This is a genomic window from Haloferula chungangensis, from assembly GCF_042664875.1.
Taxonomy (GTDB): domain Bacteria; phylum Verrucomicrobiota; class Verrucomicrobiia; order Verrucomicrobiales; family Akkermansiaceae; genus Haloferula; species Haloferula chungangensis.
Map to the genome: position 1 here is coordinate 146,326 of NZ_JBHTBS010000004.1, position 14,227 is coordinate 160,552.

The 14,227-nt window shown below is 58.1% G+C and carries 13 protein-coding genes; 5 read left to right on the plus strand and 8 right to left on the minus strand.

The features are described 5' to 3' along the window. Positions 1 to 132: 132 nt before the first annotated feature. The 8 genes from ACFQY0_RS09745 to ACFQY0_RS09780 form a co-directional block, all read right to left on the minus strand. On the minus strand, positions 133 to 1,128 hold the full coding sequence (locus ACFQY0_RS09745; protein ID WP_379711738.1) for a hypothetical protein: 996 nt from the start codon (positions 1,126 to 1,128) through the stop codon (positions 133 to 135). Between the two features lie 252 nt (positions 1,129 to 1,380). Further along, complete coding sequence (locus ACFQY0_RS09750) at positions 1,381 to 1,866, minus strand: hypothetical protein (protein WP_379711741.1); 486 nt, start codon at positions 1,864 to 1,866, stop codon at positions 1,381 to 1,383. Between the two features lie 216 nt (positions 1,867 to 2,082). Continuing rightward, complete coding sequence (locus tag ACFQY0_RS09755) at positions 2,083 to 2,583, minus strand: ferritin-like domain-containing protein (protein ID WP_379711744.1); 501 nt, start codon at positions 2,581 to 2,583, stop codon at positions 2,083 to 2,085. A 520-nt stretch (positions 2,584 to 3,103) separates the two neighbouring features. After that, positions 3,104 to 3,958 carry a hypothetical protein gene (locus ACFQY0_RS09760; RefSeq protein ID WP_379711747.1) on the minus strand — a complete coding sequence of 285 codons (855 nt, stop codon included), beginning with the start codon at positions 3,956 to 3,958 and terminating at the stop codon, positions 3,104 to 3,106. Between the two features lie 334 nt (positions 3,959 to 4,292). Beyond that, positions 4,293 to 5,378 carry an alpha-hydroxy acid oxidase gene (locus tag ACFQY0_RS09765; protein ID WP_379711750.1) on the minus strand — a complete coding sequence of 362 codons (1,086 nt, stop codon included), beginning with the start codon at positions 5,376 to 5,378 and terminating at the stop codon, positions 4,293 to 4,295. Between the two features lie 67 nt (positions 5,379 to 5,445). Further along, the gene (locus ACFQY0_RS09770) at positions 5,446 to 6,135 is read right to left on the minus strand and encodes a Fe2+-dependent dioxygenase (protein WP_379711752.1); all 690 of its coding nucleotides are present in this window, start codon (positions 6,133 to 6,135) and stop codon (positions 5,446 to 5,448) included. Between the two features lie 654 nt (positions 6,136 to 6,789). After that, a complete protein-coding gene (locus ACFQY0_RS09775) occupies positions 6,790 to 9,099 on the minus strand; it encodes a TonB-dependent receptor (RefSeq protein WP_379711755.1) in 2,310 nt (769 codons plus the stop codon). A gap of 328 nt (positions 9,100 to 9,427) precedes the next feature. After that, positions 9,428 to 9,940, minus strand: coding sequence for a DUF421 domain-containing protein (locus ACFQY0_RS09780; RefSeq protein ID WP_379711758.1), 513 nt, complete (start codon positions 9,938 to 9,940; stop codon positions 9,428 to 9,430). 328 nt (positions 9,941 to 10,268) lie between these two features. Between ACFQY0_RS09780 and ACFQY0_RS09785 the strand changes: the two genes are divergently transcribed. From ACFQY0_RS09785 to ACFQY0_RS09805, 5 genes are all read left to right on the plus strand, one after another. Further along, positions 10,269 to 10,586 carry a hypothetical protein gene (locus ACFQY0_RS09785; RefSeq protein WP_379711761.1) on the plus strand — a complete coding sequence of 106 codons (318 nt, stop codon included), beginning with the start codon at positions 10,269 to 10,271 and terminating at the stop codon, positions 10,584 to 10,586. A 147-nt stretch (positions 10,587 to 10,733) separates the two neighbouring features. Next, positions 10,734 to 11,525 (plus strand): alpha/beta fold hydrolase, encoded by a 792-nt coding sequence (locus ACFQY0_RS09790; RefSeq protein WP_379711764.1) that lies wholly within the window; start codon positions 10,734 to 10,736, stop codon positions 11,523 to 11,525. Beyond that, positions 11,522 to 12,649, plus strand: coding sequence for a PAS domain-containing sensor histidine kinase (locus ACFQY0_RS09795; RefSeq protein ID WP_379711767.1), 1,128 nt, complete (start codon positions 11,522 to 11,524; stop codon positions 12,647 to 12,649). The genes ACFQY0_RS09790 and ACFQY0_RS09795 overlap by 4 nt, the downstream gene beginning before the upstream one ends. 141 nt (positions 12,650 to 12,790) lie before the next feature. Beyond that, positions 12,791 to 13,465 (plus strand): peroxiredoxin-like family protein, encoded by a 675-nt coding sequence (locus tag ACFQY0_RS09800; protein WP_379711770.1) that lies wholly within the window; start codon positions 12,791 to 12,793, stop codon positions 13,463 to 13,465. Between the two features lie 47 nt (positions 13,466 to 13,512). Then, on the plus strand, positions 13,513 to 14,199 hold the full coding sequence (locus tag ACFQY0_RS09805) for a tetratricopeptide repeat protein (RefSeq protein WP_379711772.1): 687 nt from the start codon (positions 13,513 to 13,515) through the stop codon (positions 14,197 to 14,199). Positions 14,200 to 14,227 lie beyond the last annotated feature (28 nt).

Sequence of the window (14,227 nt, forward strand, 5' to 3'; positions counted from 1 at the left end):
AGGCCAGTCATTGAGGCCGCGAATGGTTTGATGATATTATCCGTCTGGCAAGAGGTCGCGGTAGCGGACTTGAGGGTCGGTCCCCGAGACCGTGGCATCATGGGCGTATCCGTCGAAGAACCACGAGCCATTTCACCAGTCGTCTTGGGTTTCGATCCAGTAGTGGCCGCCGAATTCACCCCAGTCGTTGAGCCATGTCGGGCGGAAGCTGGCATCGAAGAGCTCTTCGATCTCGCTGCTTTCCAGATCAAGGAGTTTATTGTCAAACGCGGGGAAGTCGGTCAGCCAGCTCCATCCCGGCGTCATCAGAAAGTGCCTTGGGGCGCCAATTCCCCAGTAGTCGCCATACTCAACCCCGGCCACTTCGCCCCAATTGTTGATTGCTGTGAAGACCGGGGAAGTCCAGGATGGCGGGCAGCTTACCGTGCCGCCGGAGAGGGTTTCAAAGTAGGGGTCTCCGGCTGCATCCACGCCAATGACTTCGCCGAAGTCGTTGATCCCCACCAGGGTTTCGAGGCTTTCGCTGAACGGCGTCAAGTACGGTGAGACGTCTCCGGTGCAAGTTGCTTTTCGCATGTCCTTGATGAATCCGAACGGATCGCCTCCGTTGGATGCTGCGGATCGGGCCTCTCCAACAATAACTCCTTCATTGTTCAAGTCATGAGCCTTCAATAGCGATGGTTCCCGCCCGTCCACCGTTGAGAGAACGCTCCATGTGCCCTCGCTGCCATTATAGAACCATACCCGATAGTAGTAAGTTGGGACCAAGCCCGGTGCGTAGGTCCAGCTTCTCACGTTGACCAGCAAGTCTCCGCGATCGTTGAAGTCGACGATCTCTTTTCGGTTGAAGCTGGAGTCAATCCTGTTCATGAAGTCGAGGTTAATCAGGTTCGAACTCCAGTTTCCGATGGGGCCTTCACCTGCTCCAGACGAATCTAGCACGTATTCCTTAAAAGCATCCAAGCCGTCACGGTCAAAATCGACAGAGGCGTCGTTGGGATTGCTCTTGTCCATGTGATGGTTGTCTTCCCAATCATCAGGAATTCCGTCGCCATCAATGTCGCTCGCCATGAGGGCGACGGGAAGCGGAAGTAGAGCAAGGACGATTCGCCATGACGGGATTTCCATCGTGGGTAACTAATAGGTTAACTCTGCATGAACTTCCGTGTTTGAATGGGAACGATTTCGTCACCGGATGGTCTATCCCTAGGGTTCTATCGCTATGAAAGGGGTCTGAAAGTCTGAAAGGGGTCGTGAAGCGGGTCGGTCCCGAAAGACGAGTGTTCGGGAAACTCAGAGGCCCCTCGCTTTCAAGCAAGCGACTAAGGCGACGAGGCTAAGGGTTTGATTATCGGGATCCCATTTCGCGGGAATGGGAATTCAGCGCAGACCGGCGACAAGGATCTCGCGAACGTCATCCGGAATTCCGGTGTGGGCGACGATGTCGGGCACCAGCGAGAGTGGCGGTGCGGCGACCAGCGATGGATCGAGGTGAACATTCTGGAGATCGTCGCATAGATGTGTCCGCCGTCCGCAATGTTTCGCCTGACAACTCGTCTGGATGTCCGGAGCGCAGTTCTTATATGAGCAGATGCGTCCGAGATACTCGCCCTTCGGACTGCTGATGAACACATCGGCAGCACAACCGTCACCACTTTGCAGGGTCTTTCCGAGCAACTGGCGGGTGAGCCTGGCCAACTTGCCGAGAGGCATGCCGTCATCCACCTCAACAAGGACATCGACGTCCTTCGGAATCGGCTTCGCGGTGACCAGTGAAAGGGGTCGGTGACCAGTGAAAGGGGTCGGTCCCGAAAAACGAGGGTTCTCAAGGATACCTCTGTGAATGAGGATGACGGGGGGCCGCATGACGCTGGGGTCGGTCCCGTTTTTCAAGCATTCACCTAGGATTGACTTCAGTTCCAAGCTCCAATTTTTGGGAGGAAGTCTGCCCGCCGCTCGTGAGATACACGGAATTCCGAGCGACTCGGTTGTTGAACAAAAAAGAAGAGCCAGCGCCTCGGCCGACTCTCCTTTGCAAGGAACCACGCTCGACCCATGTGGAGAGGCTCCTTTGTTAGATGCTCAACAAGCCGCCTCGTTGATGCCGCTCGAGAGCATTCCGCCGGTGGCTAGTTTGGTCAGTTTCTTGTCAGCACTTCCCTCCTCCTCGATCGTGTCATCTAGCAGTTTCTCGTCGTCGTCCAAACCGAGGACTGAGGCGAATGCTTTGGCGACTCCATAGCCGGCGATCTCGTAGTGTTCGACCCGATTTCCGGAGGCAATCAGGACGGCATCGCGGACCGGGCCCGCCTGAGTTGCTTCCAAGTGCTTTTTCCCTTCCTTGATCAGCCCCTTCATCGCTTCACAGGTCTCTCCTTCGGGAGCGATCCCATGGGCGGAACAAATGGTCTTGAGGCGATCGACATGACCGCGGGTTTCTTCGAGGTGCGACTGGAATGCCTCACGCAAATCGTTGTCAGTGGCGGCTCGGACCATTTCAGGAAGAGCTTCGAGCAACTGGTTTTCGGCGCTGTAGAGATCGCGAATTTGGTCGTGGTAGAGTTGATGGAGATTGGTGATCATTTCTTTTATTGGGGTTTAGTTGTGGGGACCGCGCTTGATGGGCGAGTCCGGATCCCTCTTCGCATTAAGCGTGCCGCCGGAAATTCAACGGGATTTCAAGGCTTTCGCGTCTCCCGCGCATGCCCGAGGACTGCAACTTGCATCGGACACAACGAGGTCTGCATTGAATGACCGCTCCCACCAGGTGAATGCTCCTATGTGTCAGTGGTCGGTCCGATTTTCAAGCACCGAACTGCTCTCCCGATTCTCACTGCCCCCGCATCCGCCGCAAAGCCTGCGTCCTATTTCCCGCGGGACTCATCCCAATCGATCCGTCACCTACACATTGCGAACCCCCATCAAGCCGGATCAGGCTTCCCAACACCGCCTTCTGAAAGGTCGGTCCCGATTGTCGTGACCGAAATTGGGAATGCGTGATAAACGAGACTGACCCCTCAAGGAGACTGGAGCGGGATAGGCTCGACGAAAGAGGCGCGTGAAGCGGGTGTAGCGTGCGGCCCGGAAAGCTCCAGCCGATGCCTCAGCTGCGGCGGCGACCGAAGAAAGCGAAGCTGAGAAGAATGCCGACCCCTGCAGCCTGCGAAATTTCGGGGACCTCGGCTAGCAGGAGTGATGATGACTGGCCGATTATAATATCGCCGCTTATTCCGGACACGCCCCCGTAGGTAACACTGTCTAGAATGATGTGGATCGCGTTGGTCGTGATGCCAGTGCTGCCCGAACCATCTCCTACGGTAATTTGCTCATTGAGAATCACACTTAAGCCGAAGATGCCGGTGGTGGTGGTGCCAGCGTAGACGGTCGTGTTCGGTGCAGGATTGCTGTCGAGACTAATTTCTAATCCCTCAATTAGGATCATGAGGTTAACCAAATTGGTGGTCCCCGTGGATGATAACGAATTATAGTCACCGGAGCTGGTGGATGTCGAAGCAATAGTCTCGGCGCTGAGGCTGAGTAAATCTGGAACGCCGGGTGCAGATAATAAGGCGACCCCGACTGCTGCGATCGAACTAGTGCCAACCGCTACTCGGTTTCCGCTAGCCCCATCGACATCGGAATGAAAATGGGTCGAACCACTTGTGGCCGCGACGCTGCCAAGAGCGCTCGATACATTCAACGCAACTATATTCTTCGTTACGTTGTATGGATCCGGAGCGGTGCCGCTGTTAGGTGTCGTTGTCGGATCTGGTGCGGTTATCTCAAGGGATGCTCCGACGCCTGGCTCAACGATTGGTGCGGCTGTGATTCCGACGTCGATACCAACTGCAGAAGAGGTTCCAGAAACGACCACCGCTGATGCTGATGGCGCGGCAAGGCCAGCGACCAACAGAGCTGTGAAGAGATTGCGAATCGTGGAGTTGTGAGTGAGAGACATGATTTTGTGATGTTGGTGCTGACGGGTTCAAGCTCTCGACGGTTAAGCACACTACGAGCCAGCTATCATAGCTATTCCCTTAGTTAAGGGCTCGTAACATGAAGGCCGTCAACATTATTCGGAGCGGAATGTTAAGGCGAGGGTGACCCTCTTTCGAGCATTTAGAACCACGGGCTGGTCCCCGCTTTCGTCATCACGGTCAGGTTCGACGAGAACTCTGAAGCCTGGAAGCGCTGCTGGGGGGGAGTTGGCGAGCGATGAGATCCATGAGAAACAGGGGACAGGCCTATGGCATCTGGCCTCCTGATGCAGAGGTGGAGGAAGGCTCCGCTGCTCAGCGTTTTTCGAGGAGGAATCCGGGATTCACGGAGCTCAGGTCGGGACAGCCGGCGAGGGCCATGGTCATTTCCAATTCGGTCCTGAGCATCTTGATCACGTGGGCGACTCCAACGGCTCCGGCGGCGGCGAGCCCGTGGAGGATGGGCCGTCCGATCATGACGGCATCGGCACCCGAGCAGAGTGCCTTGAAAATATCCGAGCCTCGGCGGATCCCGCCATCGACCAGGACGGGGGCGGCTCCTGCCACGGCTTTGGCGATGACCGGGAGGACTTCGAAAGGGGTGGGTGTGGTGTCGAGGATTCGGCCGCCGTGGTTGGAGACGATGATTCCGGAGGCACCATGATCCAGCGCGCTCCTGGCATCGTCCGGATGGAGCACGCCTTTAAGAATGATGGGAAGCCGGGTGTTTTCTGCCAGCCAGGCGAGATCATTCCAGGTGGGTGACTGCTTGAGCAGCTCGCTGCCGAAGATTTGTTGGGCGGGAGCTTGAGGACGCATGCCCTTCAGATTCACGGCGCTGATGTGGGCAGGCATTTGGAAACCCGCCCGTTGTTCCCGGTTTCGCAGACCGCTGAGGGGGGCATCGGCAGTGAGAACAAGAGCTTCGTAGCCCGCTTTCTCAGCTCGCCCGACGAGTTCGAGGGTGAATTCCCGGTCGTGCTGGATGTAGAGTTGGAACCACAGTCCCGCGGTCTTCTGCGCGCCGATTTCCTCGAGGCTGGCGCTTGCCAGGGTGCTCAGGGTGAAGCCGGCTTCCAGCGCGGTGGCGCCGAGCAGGCTGGCGAGTTCTCCTTCCGGATGAAAGAGACGGTGATAGGCGGTCGGTGCGACGAAAATGGGATGCGCGTAGCGGCGTCCGAAGAGTTCCGTGCGGGTGTGGGCATTGCTGAAATCACGGAAATGCCGGGGGATGATCCGGCAGCTGTCGAAGCTTGTTAGATTTTGGGCTGCGCTGATTTCATCGGCCGCGCCACCTTCGAGATAGGCCCAGGCGCCGGGTTCGACCCTTTCCCGCGCAAGCTCCCGATAATCCGAGACCGAGGCGACATGGGAAGGAATGGCGGTGAGCGGCGGGAGCATGAACCGGGGCGTTGATTGACGAGTTGTTAGACAAGCCGGTCGCCATCGATGGACCGACTCCGCTGGATCACATCTCGGCCCACTGGCGAAGGAGATTGTGATAGACGCCGGTGAGCTGAACGGCGGACTGATTCGCCACTTCATGATCCGGGAGTGCGCCGGAAAGTCGCTGGATGGCGATGTCCATGTCGAAAAGGAGCGAGCGTCGCTCGTCGGAGGGAATCATGCTCTGCAGCCAGAAAAAGGAACTCAGCCGTGCCCCGCGGGTGACCGGCGTGACGTGGTGGAGCGAAGTGGAGGGGTAGAGCACCATGTGACCGGCGGGCAGTTTGACGGATTTGGCTCCGTAGGTGTCTTCGATGATGAGTTCTCCGCCGTCGTATTCATCGGGTTCGGCGAAGAAGAGCGTGCAGGAGAGGTCGGTGCGGATTCTCTGTCCGTTCGGCATGGTGCGGATGGCACTGTCGACGTGGGTGCCGAATTGCTGGCCACCGGAGTAGCGGTTGAACATCGGCGGCAGGATGTGGAGGGGCAACGCTGCGGACATGAAAAGCGGGTTGACGTTCAAGGCCTGTAGAATCGTCTGGCCGACCTTCTGGGCGGCGGCGCTGTTAGACGGCAGTTGCATGTTATTCTTCGCCTTGGCCGCCTGATGACCCGCGGTTTTTTTCCCGTCTTCCCACTGGTCGGCTTCCAGGAGTTTGCGACAGGCGCTGGTTTGTTCGGGGCTGAGGACGTCGGGAATGCAAAGGATCATGGGAGGTACGGGTGCGGCTGGTTTTTGCGGCGATGCGGGATCAGCAAAGGGCTCCAGTCAAAGGGTTGTCAGTTGCGGTGGGAAGGGTAAAAACGCCCTAGAGCTAGCTCACTTTGAAAGTGCGGATTCCAAAGGATCTGCCGATCGGAGCGCCGGCTTCAGCCGGCTCGGAATCGAACGGTGTCCAGCCAGCTGAAGCCCGATGCCTTTGAGGGTTGGGAGAATCCAAGACTCCGATCGACATCCCGATAGGGATGACAGCCTGTAGCCCGGGGTCGAGGAGCGGCGGCGACGAGCACCCCGGGTTTGAATGGGTTCTTGAATCGGCACCCTGAAAGGTGTGCCAGCGAAGTCGGATCCGTCACTGACATCCGCGCCCGCTGCGACCCGCTAGCGGGGTCGAATTCATTCCTCGACGCGGTCCCCGGGTGGTCGTCGCCAAGACTCCTCGACCCGGGGCTACAAGCGATGATCCCTGCCGGGATCGAGATGCAAGATCCGACCATCGAATCCTTAAAGGCATTGGGATGAAGCCGGAGTTCCCCTGAAGGTTTGCGGTCTTCCAAGCCGCTTCAAAGCGAGGTCGCCCTGAAGCCGCCCGGTCTCCTCGCAGGCGAGCGAGGTGCCGGGCGGTGAAGGTTCGTGGGCTGGGTGTTAGAACGTCCAGTCTGCACTGAGCGTGAAGGTCCGCGGTGCGCCAAGGAAGGCGCGGGACGCTGCCCAGTTGGTGGACACGGCGTAGACCTCGTCGAAGAGGTTGTCGACGTTGAGCCGCAGCGTCACATCTTCGGTGATGTTGTAGGCGGCCAGGGCGTTGAAGGTGATGTAGCCCGGCAGCTTGCCGGCGACTCCGTTCGGGATGATGCGGTCGTGGTCGTCGGTGCGCCCAACGTAGGATGAGCCGACGTATTGGAAGCCGCCACCGATGGTGAGACCGAAGTCAAAGTCGTAGGTGGTCCAGAGGTTCGCGGAATAGTTCGGAGTGAAGGCCAGTTCGTCGCCATTGACGTTACTACGGTCGGCGAGGCTGCCTTCCGGACGACCGGCTGAGTTCCGGTAATCATCGAAGTGGTCGCGCTCGGAAGTCATGGCGAGGAAGCCACCGAAGACGGTCCAGTTGTCGTTGATCTTGCCTGCGGCGCCGAGTTCGATGCCGGTGAAGTTCTGCTCGCCCTCGCCGATGGTGCCACCCCGGCCATCGGAGATGACGATGTTTCTCCGGTTGGTGTGGAAGATGGCGGCGGTGGTGGAGATGGCGCCATCGCAGAAGTCCCACTTGGTGCCGATTTCATAGTTCCAGCTCTGCTGGGTATCGGCATTCGGGTTGTTGACACCGCCCCCGGCTCCCGGGAACGCATTGTCGCCCTCGCGGGAGATGTCCGGGTTGGAGAGGTAGGCGCCTGGTGGCAGGGAGGACACGCCGACCGCGCCGTAGATGCTGCCATTTTCCCGGGGTTTGTAGACGACGCCGACTTTTCCGTTCAGGTAGGTATCGTCTTTTTTGAAGCTCGGGACGGAGGCGCTGCCGGGGATGTTCTGGAGATCGAGGTCGTAGTGTTCGAGGCGGAGGCCTGCGGTGACTTGCCACTGCTCGTTGATTTCCACGGTGTCGTAGAAATAGGCGGCGATGGTATCGATCTCGATCTTCGAGAACTCGGTCGGAGCGCCGATGAAGTTGCCGCTTGCGCGATTCGGGAACGATCCGAAAACCGGAATGGGAGCACCGGTGCCGGGATCGGTGGCCGTGCCGTAACGATCGGCATCCGAGCCTTCCCGGCTGAGCTCAAGCCCCGTGGAAATGCTGTGGCTGAGGCTTCCCGTTTCGAACTGGTAGGAAAAGTTCGTCTGGTTCGCGAAGAGGGTGTTTTCCCGACCGTAGCCGATCTGGCGGGTGGTGACGAGGTGAGTGGCGGAATTGTAGTCGGCTGGAACGGTGTAGATCGAATTGCGCGTGGTTTTGGAAATCCTGCTGGTGTTCGTGAGGATGCCACCGGAGGAGAATTCGTGCTGGATGATCCCCGTCAGACTGTCGGTGATGGTATTGTCGAAGTCCGAAGTCAGACCGTAGAAGTTGTTCCGATTGCTTTCACCGATCGTGGGATCGTAGTGGATCATGCCGTCCACCATAGCAGCAGGGACGCCCCAGTCCGGGCGGTTTCTGGCTTCATCGTGCTGAAAGGAGAAGGACATCTGGGTGGCGGAGCCGAGTCCGAAGGTGATGGACGGAGCGATTCCCCAGGCGTGCTGGTCGGCGACTTCACGACCGTAAACGCCGCCGTCCTGAAACATCGCATTGAGGCGAACGGCGGTGTCTCCCATCAGGGTCTCGCCAGCCATCATGTTGAAGTCGAGCGTCTGGCGGAAAAGGGCATCGCCACCGGATGGGGCGTAGCCAAGGCTGGTGGTACCACGGTAGAACTCGTCGGCGAGAGCCGATTTGGAGACGAGGTTGATGTATCCGCCACTACCGCCGCGACCGTTATCGGCCGCTGCGCCTTTGGCGACTTCCACGCGCTCGATGTTGTAGACGTCACGCGTGTAGCTGCCGGAGTCGCGGATGCCATCGACGTAGATGCTGCCCGAGGCGTCGGTGCCGCGGAGGCTGAAGTTGTCCTGCGACGAGGAGAATCCGTTTTCGCCGGCATTAAAGGAGATTCCGGGCGTGTTCCTCAGGACGTCGGTGAGGTTCCGAGCGCCCTGCTCATTGAAAACCGCCTCCGGGATGACGCTGAATGACTGGGGGGTGTCGAGCAGTGGGGCTGTGGCCTTGTCGGAGCTCAACTTCTCCGGGTTGATCGGAGTTTCGCTGGTAGCCTCAATCACCGTTTCGTCCAGATGCCTCGTTTCATCCGAAGCGGGTTTCGAGTTGCTGTCTTGGGCCAGGCTGTTCGCCATCGTGGCAAAAGTGGCAAGGGCAAGAAGTTCGCGGGAGGAGACGGGGGTGCGGGTCGATGGATGTTTCATGAGGAATTTCAGCTACTGCTGGCAGATAGTTGCGACCAAATCTCAATAGCAACAATCAAGTCAACAACAACCGGAAGAAAGATTTGCCATTTCGTGAAAAACGGCGGGGCGCCTGGCTCGTTTCGTTGTTTCGTCGGGCGATCGCAGGCTCCCGAGGCGAGGAACGCACCGCTGTTGCGCTAGGTTGGAAGGCGCTTGAACATTTTCGTGCCCACACGGTGGGTCCCGATGCGGTCCGGGGGATCCACCCACTCTCACCAGATCTTCACCCGCAGACGCTGCTGCCGGCAGGCCGCCTGACGAGAGTATTTTTGCTCCTGCTTGGCGACTAACGTCTGACGGATTTCAGCAGTTCTTCGTCGAGTTTTTCTCCATGCAGAACGGAAATATCTCCGGTGGTTTCCAGCACCACTGCCCTGACATCCGAATAGCGGAGGACATTTGCTTCGCGAAGCTTGGCCCTGAGGTCGTCCTCGCTGACGCGAGCTTTGGTCATATTGGCGCGGATCACCACCCCATCTTCCATCAAGAGCAGCGGCTCATTTTCGAGAAGTTGGATCAGGCCGGTAGAGTGGACCCGCAGTGCTGCGATCACGGCCTGAAGTGCCAACAGTGCTGCTACTGCGCCGCTGGCTTGCAAGAATTGGCTCCACTCCGATGCCGCCGCCGCACTTGCGAGCAGCGATCCCGTTGCGACGGTGGTGATGAAATCGAATGCCGTCATTTTCGAGAATGACCGCAGTCCGATCAGTCTCACAACGACCGCGATCCAGATGAGGGAAACCGGTCCCAGAATCATGACGCGCAGAACGATATCGAGCTGAGGAAGGGAGATGAACATGGAGAAGAGGTTGCAGGGTCTCGGCAAATCATTGCGAATTGCAGCGGAGCCATTTCAAGTTTTGGATGATGCTAAGAGGGGCGGGATCGATGGTGCTGCTGTCCTGGATGGCAGTGCGTTCAATTGGGAGCGCGTGCTAAAGCCCCTCCCGAGCGCGTTTGCTTGAGGTCATCGTATCATCATCTGGGTGCTTGATACTCCGGATAGCATTTTGAAAGGGCGTCTATGGGGTTTGGGGTCACCTTCTCCTCAGCGGACTCCATGCCACAGGCTTGGCATCCATGGGGCGAGTGCTATGGATCTTTGTGAATCGCTGGCTCAACACCCCATGAACATGCCGACCCGCCACCTCCGTCTCGACATTCATGAATTCGAACAAGCTCTCGATTTGATGCCCTCGATCGATTCGGAATTTGCGGATGAGTCATGCATTTTCTTTCTGAATCTGACCACCGGCAAAGTCATCGAAACAATGGATGACGATGAAATTTGCGGCAAGCGGAAGTATCTCTGCGACGACCTTGCGAACGTTGATCTCGATCCGTCGCTGATTGCCGAACCGCCGCTCACGCTGTGGCCCAAGATCGTCGCGCGCACGGAATTGCCGGATGATGTGAGGAATTTTCTCAAGGAAGGGCTGCGCTGAGTCCTCAGTTCGAGCACGTCCGGTACTGGTCGGAAAGTCGGGAAAATCACCCACCATGGCGCCAAGGGAATCACGGATTTGAGCACTGGATTGTGTTTACATCGGGGCGCTCACGCTCAATGTCTCCGGAGGACACGCGCGCGAAACATGACCGTCACCCATCGGAACAACGTTGCCATGAAGGGCCAGGCCGGGAGTCCTCCCATGCTCTTCGCCCATGGATACGGCTGTGACCAGAACATGTGGCGATGGGTCACTCCGGCTTTCGAAGATGACTATCAGATCGTGCTGTTTGACCATGTGGGCGCCGGGAAATCCGACCTGTCTGCCTACAGCTCCGAGAAGTACGGGAAACTCGAAGGCTACGCTGCTGACATCGTGGAGATTGGCAGGGAACTCGGGCTGAAGAACGCGATCTTTGTCGGCCACTCGGTGAGTGCGATGATCGGAATCCTCGCGGCAGAAATGGCCCCGGACATGTTCAAGTCGCTGGTGCTGGTGGGGCCATCGCCTTGCTACATCGACGATGATGGTTATCGAGGCGGGTTCAGTCGGGAAGAGATCGAGGAGCTCCTGGATTCGCTGGATAGCAACCACTTCGGTTGGTCGATGTCGATGGCTCCGGTGATCATGGGCAACCCTGATCGGAAGGAGCTCGGCGATGAGCTCGCGGAGAGCTTCTGTCGGACGGATCCGGAGATCGCCAAGCAGTTCGCGCGGACGACTTTCCTCTCCGACTACCGCGGGATTCTTGAAAGCACGGAGGTTCCCACGCTGGTGCTCCAGTGCACGGACGATGTGATCGCCCCGCTTGAGGTCGGGAGCTATGTCCATTCGAAGATGAAGAACAGCACTCTGGTGGTGATGAAGGCGACAGGTCACTGCCCGAACCTGAGTGCTCCGGAAGAAACCATCGCGGCAATCAAGGCATTCCTATGAGCGAACCGGGCGGCAGAGTCATGGAGGAGGACTTCCGGGATTTCTTCGAAAACGCTCTTTGTGGCCACCTGATCATCAACCCGGATGGCCGGATCCTGAAATGCAACGCCAGAATGGCCGAGTGGTTGGGCTATGAGGTCGGCGAGATCGAGGGAGAACGTTTCGCCTCCCTTCTAACAATTGGCGGAAGAATTTTCCATGAGACCCATCTGGCGCCCCTGCTGAGAATGCAGGGGTATTTCGACGAGATCGCTCTGGAACTGCGCGACCGGAGCGGGGGCCGCTTGCCGGTTCTGGTCAACGCCTGTGAGAGACGCGATGAAACGGACAAGCCGCTGGGCATCCGGTTGACGGCCTACAAGGCGACGGACCGCCAGATTTATGAGCAGAATCTCCGGGATGCGAAGGCCCGGGCGGAGACGAGGCTGCTGGATGCGCAGGAGACTTCGCAGTTGCGTGAGCAGTTCATTGCCGTCCTGGGCCACGACCTCCGCAATCCTCTGGGAGCGATCTCCATGGGGACGACTATCCTTGAGAAGGCGGACTTGAAGCCCGGCGAGCGGAAAATGCTGGGCGTAATGCAGGACAGTATCACCCGCATGACGGAGTTGATCGATGACGTCACGGACTTCGCGCGTGGTCGCCTCGGTGGACAGATGACCTTGAAGATGGAGCGAGTGAACCTTCAGACGGACCTGGTGCATGTCGTCGAAGAGTTGCGGATGGCTCACCCGGAACGGCAGGTGGTGGCGGACGATGTGCTGACAGATGCCATCGACTGTGACCCGGCTCGTATTTCGCAGATTCTTTCGAACCTGGTGGCCAATGCATTGACGCATGGGGCTCACGACCAGGCGGTCACGGTCCGCTGGTCAATCCACGAGGGAGAATTCGAGCTTTCCGTCAGCAACGGTGGCGAAGCGATTCCGGAAGAACAATTGCTGACGATTTTTGAACCCTTCAGGAAAAATGGGAAAGACAGCAACGGGAGTGGTCTTGGGCTGGGACTCTACATTGCAGCGGAAGCGTCGAAGGCCCATGCCGGCCGCCTGACGGTAAGTTCCTCGGATGAAAGGACGTGTTTCACGCTCAGAATGCCAACTCGTGTCCTTGAGAAAGCGTAGATCGGATCCATGGCATGCCGAATCGCTACGGCGAATCTAGTAGCTGCAAATGGCTTCGGACAACAAATGATGCGGGAGGACTAAAGCAGCTTGGACTCGCGTTCTGCCGCAGTGAGGTCTAGTATCCACCTGTCAGAAATCATGAATAAGCCATCACTCAGAGAGCAAACCGACGCCCAGATCGAGAAAACCCGTCAGGCGAATCCCGAGTTCATGGAATCGGTCGACGACATCATTGCCTCTGCGAGGAAGTTTAAGACTGGCGCAGGCGCTGTTTCCGTCGGGCGGATGGCCCCTCAGTTCACGCTTCCCGATGCCCGGGGAAAGCTCATCTCACTCAAGGAACTTCGTGCGAAAGGCCCGCTGGTCGTGACTTTCTATCGAGGTGGCTGGTGCCCGTACTGCAATCTTCAGCTGCGGGCACTTCAGGCGGAACTTCCCGAGATTCGGAACCTTGGGGCCGAGTTGGTCGCGATCAGTCCGCAAAAGCCCGATGAATCCCTGAGCCAGACCGAAAAGACCTCTCTCGATTTCCACGTGCTCAGTGATCAGGACGCGCGGGTTGCCTCCGAGTATGGGGTCGCCTGGAACGTTCCGGAACGCCTGCTTGCGCATATGAGGGACGACCGGAAGCTCGATCTGGAGTCGATCAACGATGGCAATGGGAACATTCTGCCTATCCCTGCCACCTTCGTCCTCGATCGCCAGGGAAGTGTCGTCTGGAGCTTCGTCGAAGTCGACTACCGTCAGCGTGCCGAACCGGGCGACATCATCAAAGTGCTGGAGAAACTGTCACTCGCTGAAAGGCATGATTAACCAATCCGCCCTTGGAAACCCTCCGTTCAGCCTTAACCTCCTCGGCCATGCCCGAAGACAGCACCCATTTCTATAATCTGGCCATCGATGCGATCCAGGCCGGCCAACTTGAGAAAGCCATCTCCTGCACTGAATCCGCTCTGACCGAGGATCCTGGAGACAGCCTATCATGGCAGCTTTATGTAAAACTCCTCAGCGCCGCCGGAAGGACCGAAGATGCCGCGAGCGCCAAAGAAAAGCTCGCCACGTTGGGCGTCGGCGAGAAGGACCAGATGATGATCGAGGCGAGTGAGAAACTTGCCGCCGGCAATCTCCGGGCAGCGATCACCATCTATCAACAGGCCATCGAACAATTTCCCGACGATCCGGATCTCCACTCAAGTCTCGCCCTGGCGCTATTTCAGAACGATGAAAAGCACGCGGCCATCGAAGCGGGCAGAAGAGCCGTCGATCTCGCGCCCACGGACTCCCGCGCCAACTACGCACTCGGGCATATGCTTCGACTCGAAGGTGATAAGGATGAAGCTCTCGAGGCTCTAACCCGTGCCGTCGAGGCTGAGAGCGACTTCATGCCCGCCCTCTACGAACAAGGGATGATTCTTGCCGAGAAGGGCCAGTTGGAGAAGGCGCTGGAGAACTTCGAGAAATTCTCCGAAGTCCATCCGCAAGACGAGAATGCGGAGACCGCGATTCAAAATATCAAACGTGAGCTGGGCCGGACCAGTACCTCATAATCCTCGGACCTCAGCGGCGTGGCCGACC

Bases quoted from the DNA above. Each gene is read 5' to 3' on its own strand.
- ACFQY0_RS09745 (WP_379711738.1), bottom strand. From the start codon at position 1,128: ATGGAAATCCCGTCATGGCGAATCGTCCTTGCTCTACTTCCGCTTCCC.
- ACFQY0_RS09750 (WP_379711741.1), bottom strand. From the start codon at position 1,866: ATGCGGCCCCCCGTCATCCTCATTCACAGAGGTATCCTTGAGAACCCT.
- ACFQY0_RS09755 (WP_379711744.1), bottom strand. From the start codon at position 2,583: ATGATCACCAATCTCCATCAACTCTACCACGACCAAATTCGCGATCTC.
- ACFQY0_RS09760 (WP_379711747.1), bottom strand. From the start codon at position 3,958: ATGTCTCTCACTCACAACTCCACGATTCGCAATCTCTTCACAGCTCTG.
- ACFQY0_RS09765 (WP_379711750.1), bottom strand. From the start codon at position 5,378: ATGCTCCCGCCGCTCACCGCCATTCCTTCCCATGTCGCCTCGGTCTCG.
- ACFQY0_RS09770 (WP_379711752.1), bottom strand. From the start codon at position 6,135: ATGATCCTTTGCATTCCCGACGTCCTCAGCCCCGAACAAACCAGCGCC.
- ACFQY0_RS09775 (WP_379711755.1), bottom strand. From the start codon at position 9,099: ATGAAACATCCATCGACCCGCACCCCCGTCTCCTCCCGCGAACTTCTT.
- ACFQY0_RS09780 (WP_379711758.1), bottom strand. From the start codon at position 9,940: ATGTTCATCTCCCTTCCTCAGCTCGATATCGTTCTGCGCGTCATGATT.
- ACFQY0_RS09785 (WP_379711761.1), top strand. From the start codon at position 10,269: ATGAACATGCCGACCCGCCACCTCCGTCTCGACATTCATGAATTCGAA.
- ACFQY0_RS09790 (WP_379711764.1), top strand. From the start codon at position 10,734: ATGACCGTCACCCATCGGAACAACGTTGCCATGAAGGGCCAGGCCGGG.
- ACFQY0_RS09795 (WP_379711767.1), top strand. From the start codon at position 11,522: ATGAGCGAACCGGGCGGCAGAGTCATGGAGGAGGACTTCCGGGATTTC.
- ACFQY0_RS09800 (WP_379711770.1), top strand. From the start codon at position 12,791: ATGAATAAGCCATCACTCAGAGAGCAAACCGACGCCCAGATCGAGAAA.
- ACFQY0_RS09805 (WP_379711772.1), top strand. From the start codon at position 13,513: ATGCCCGAAGACAGCACCCATTTCTATAATCTGGCCATCGATGCGATC.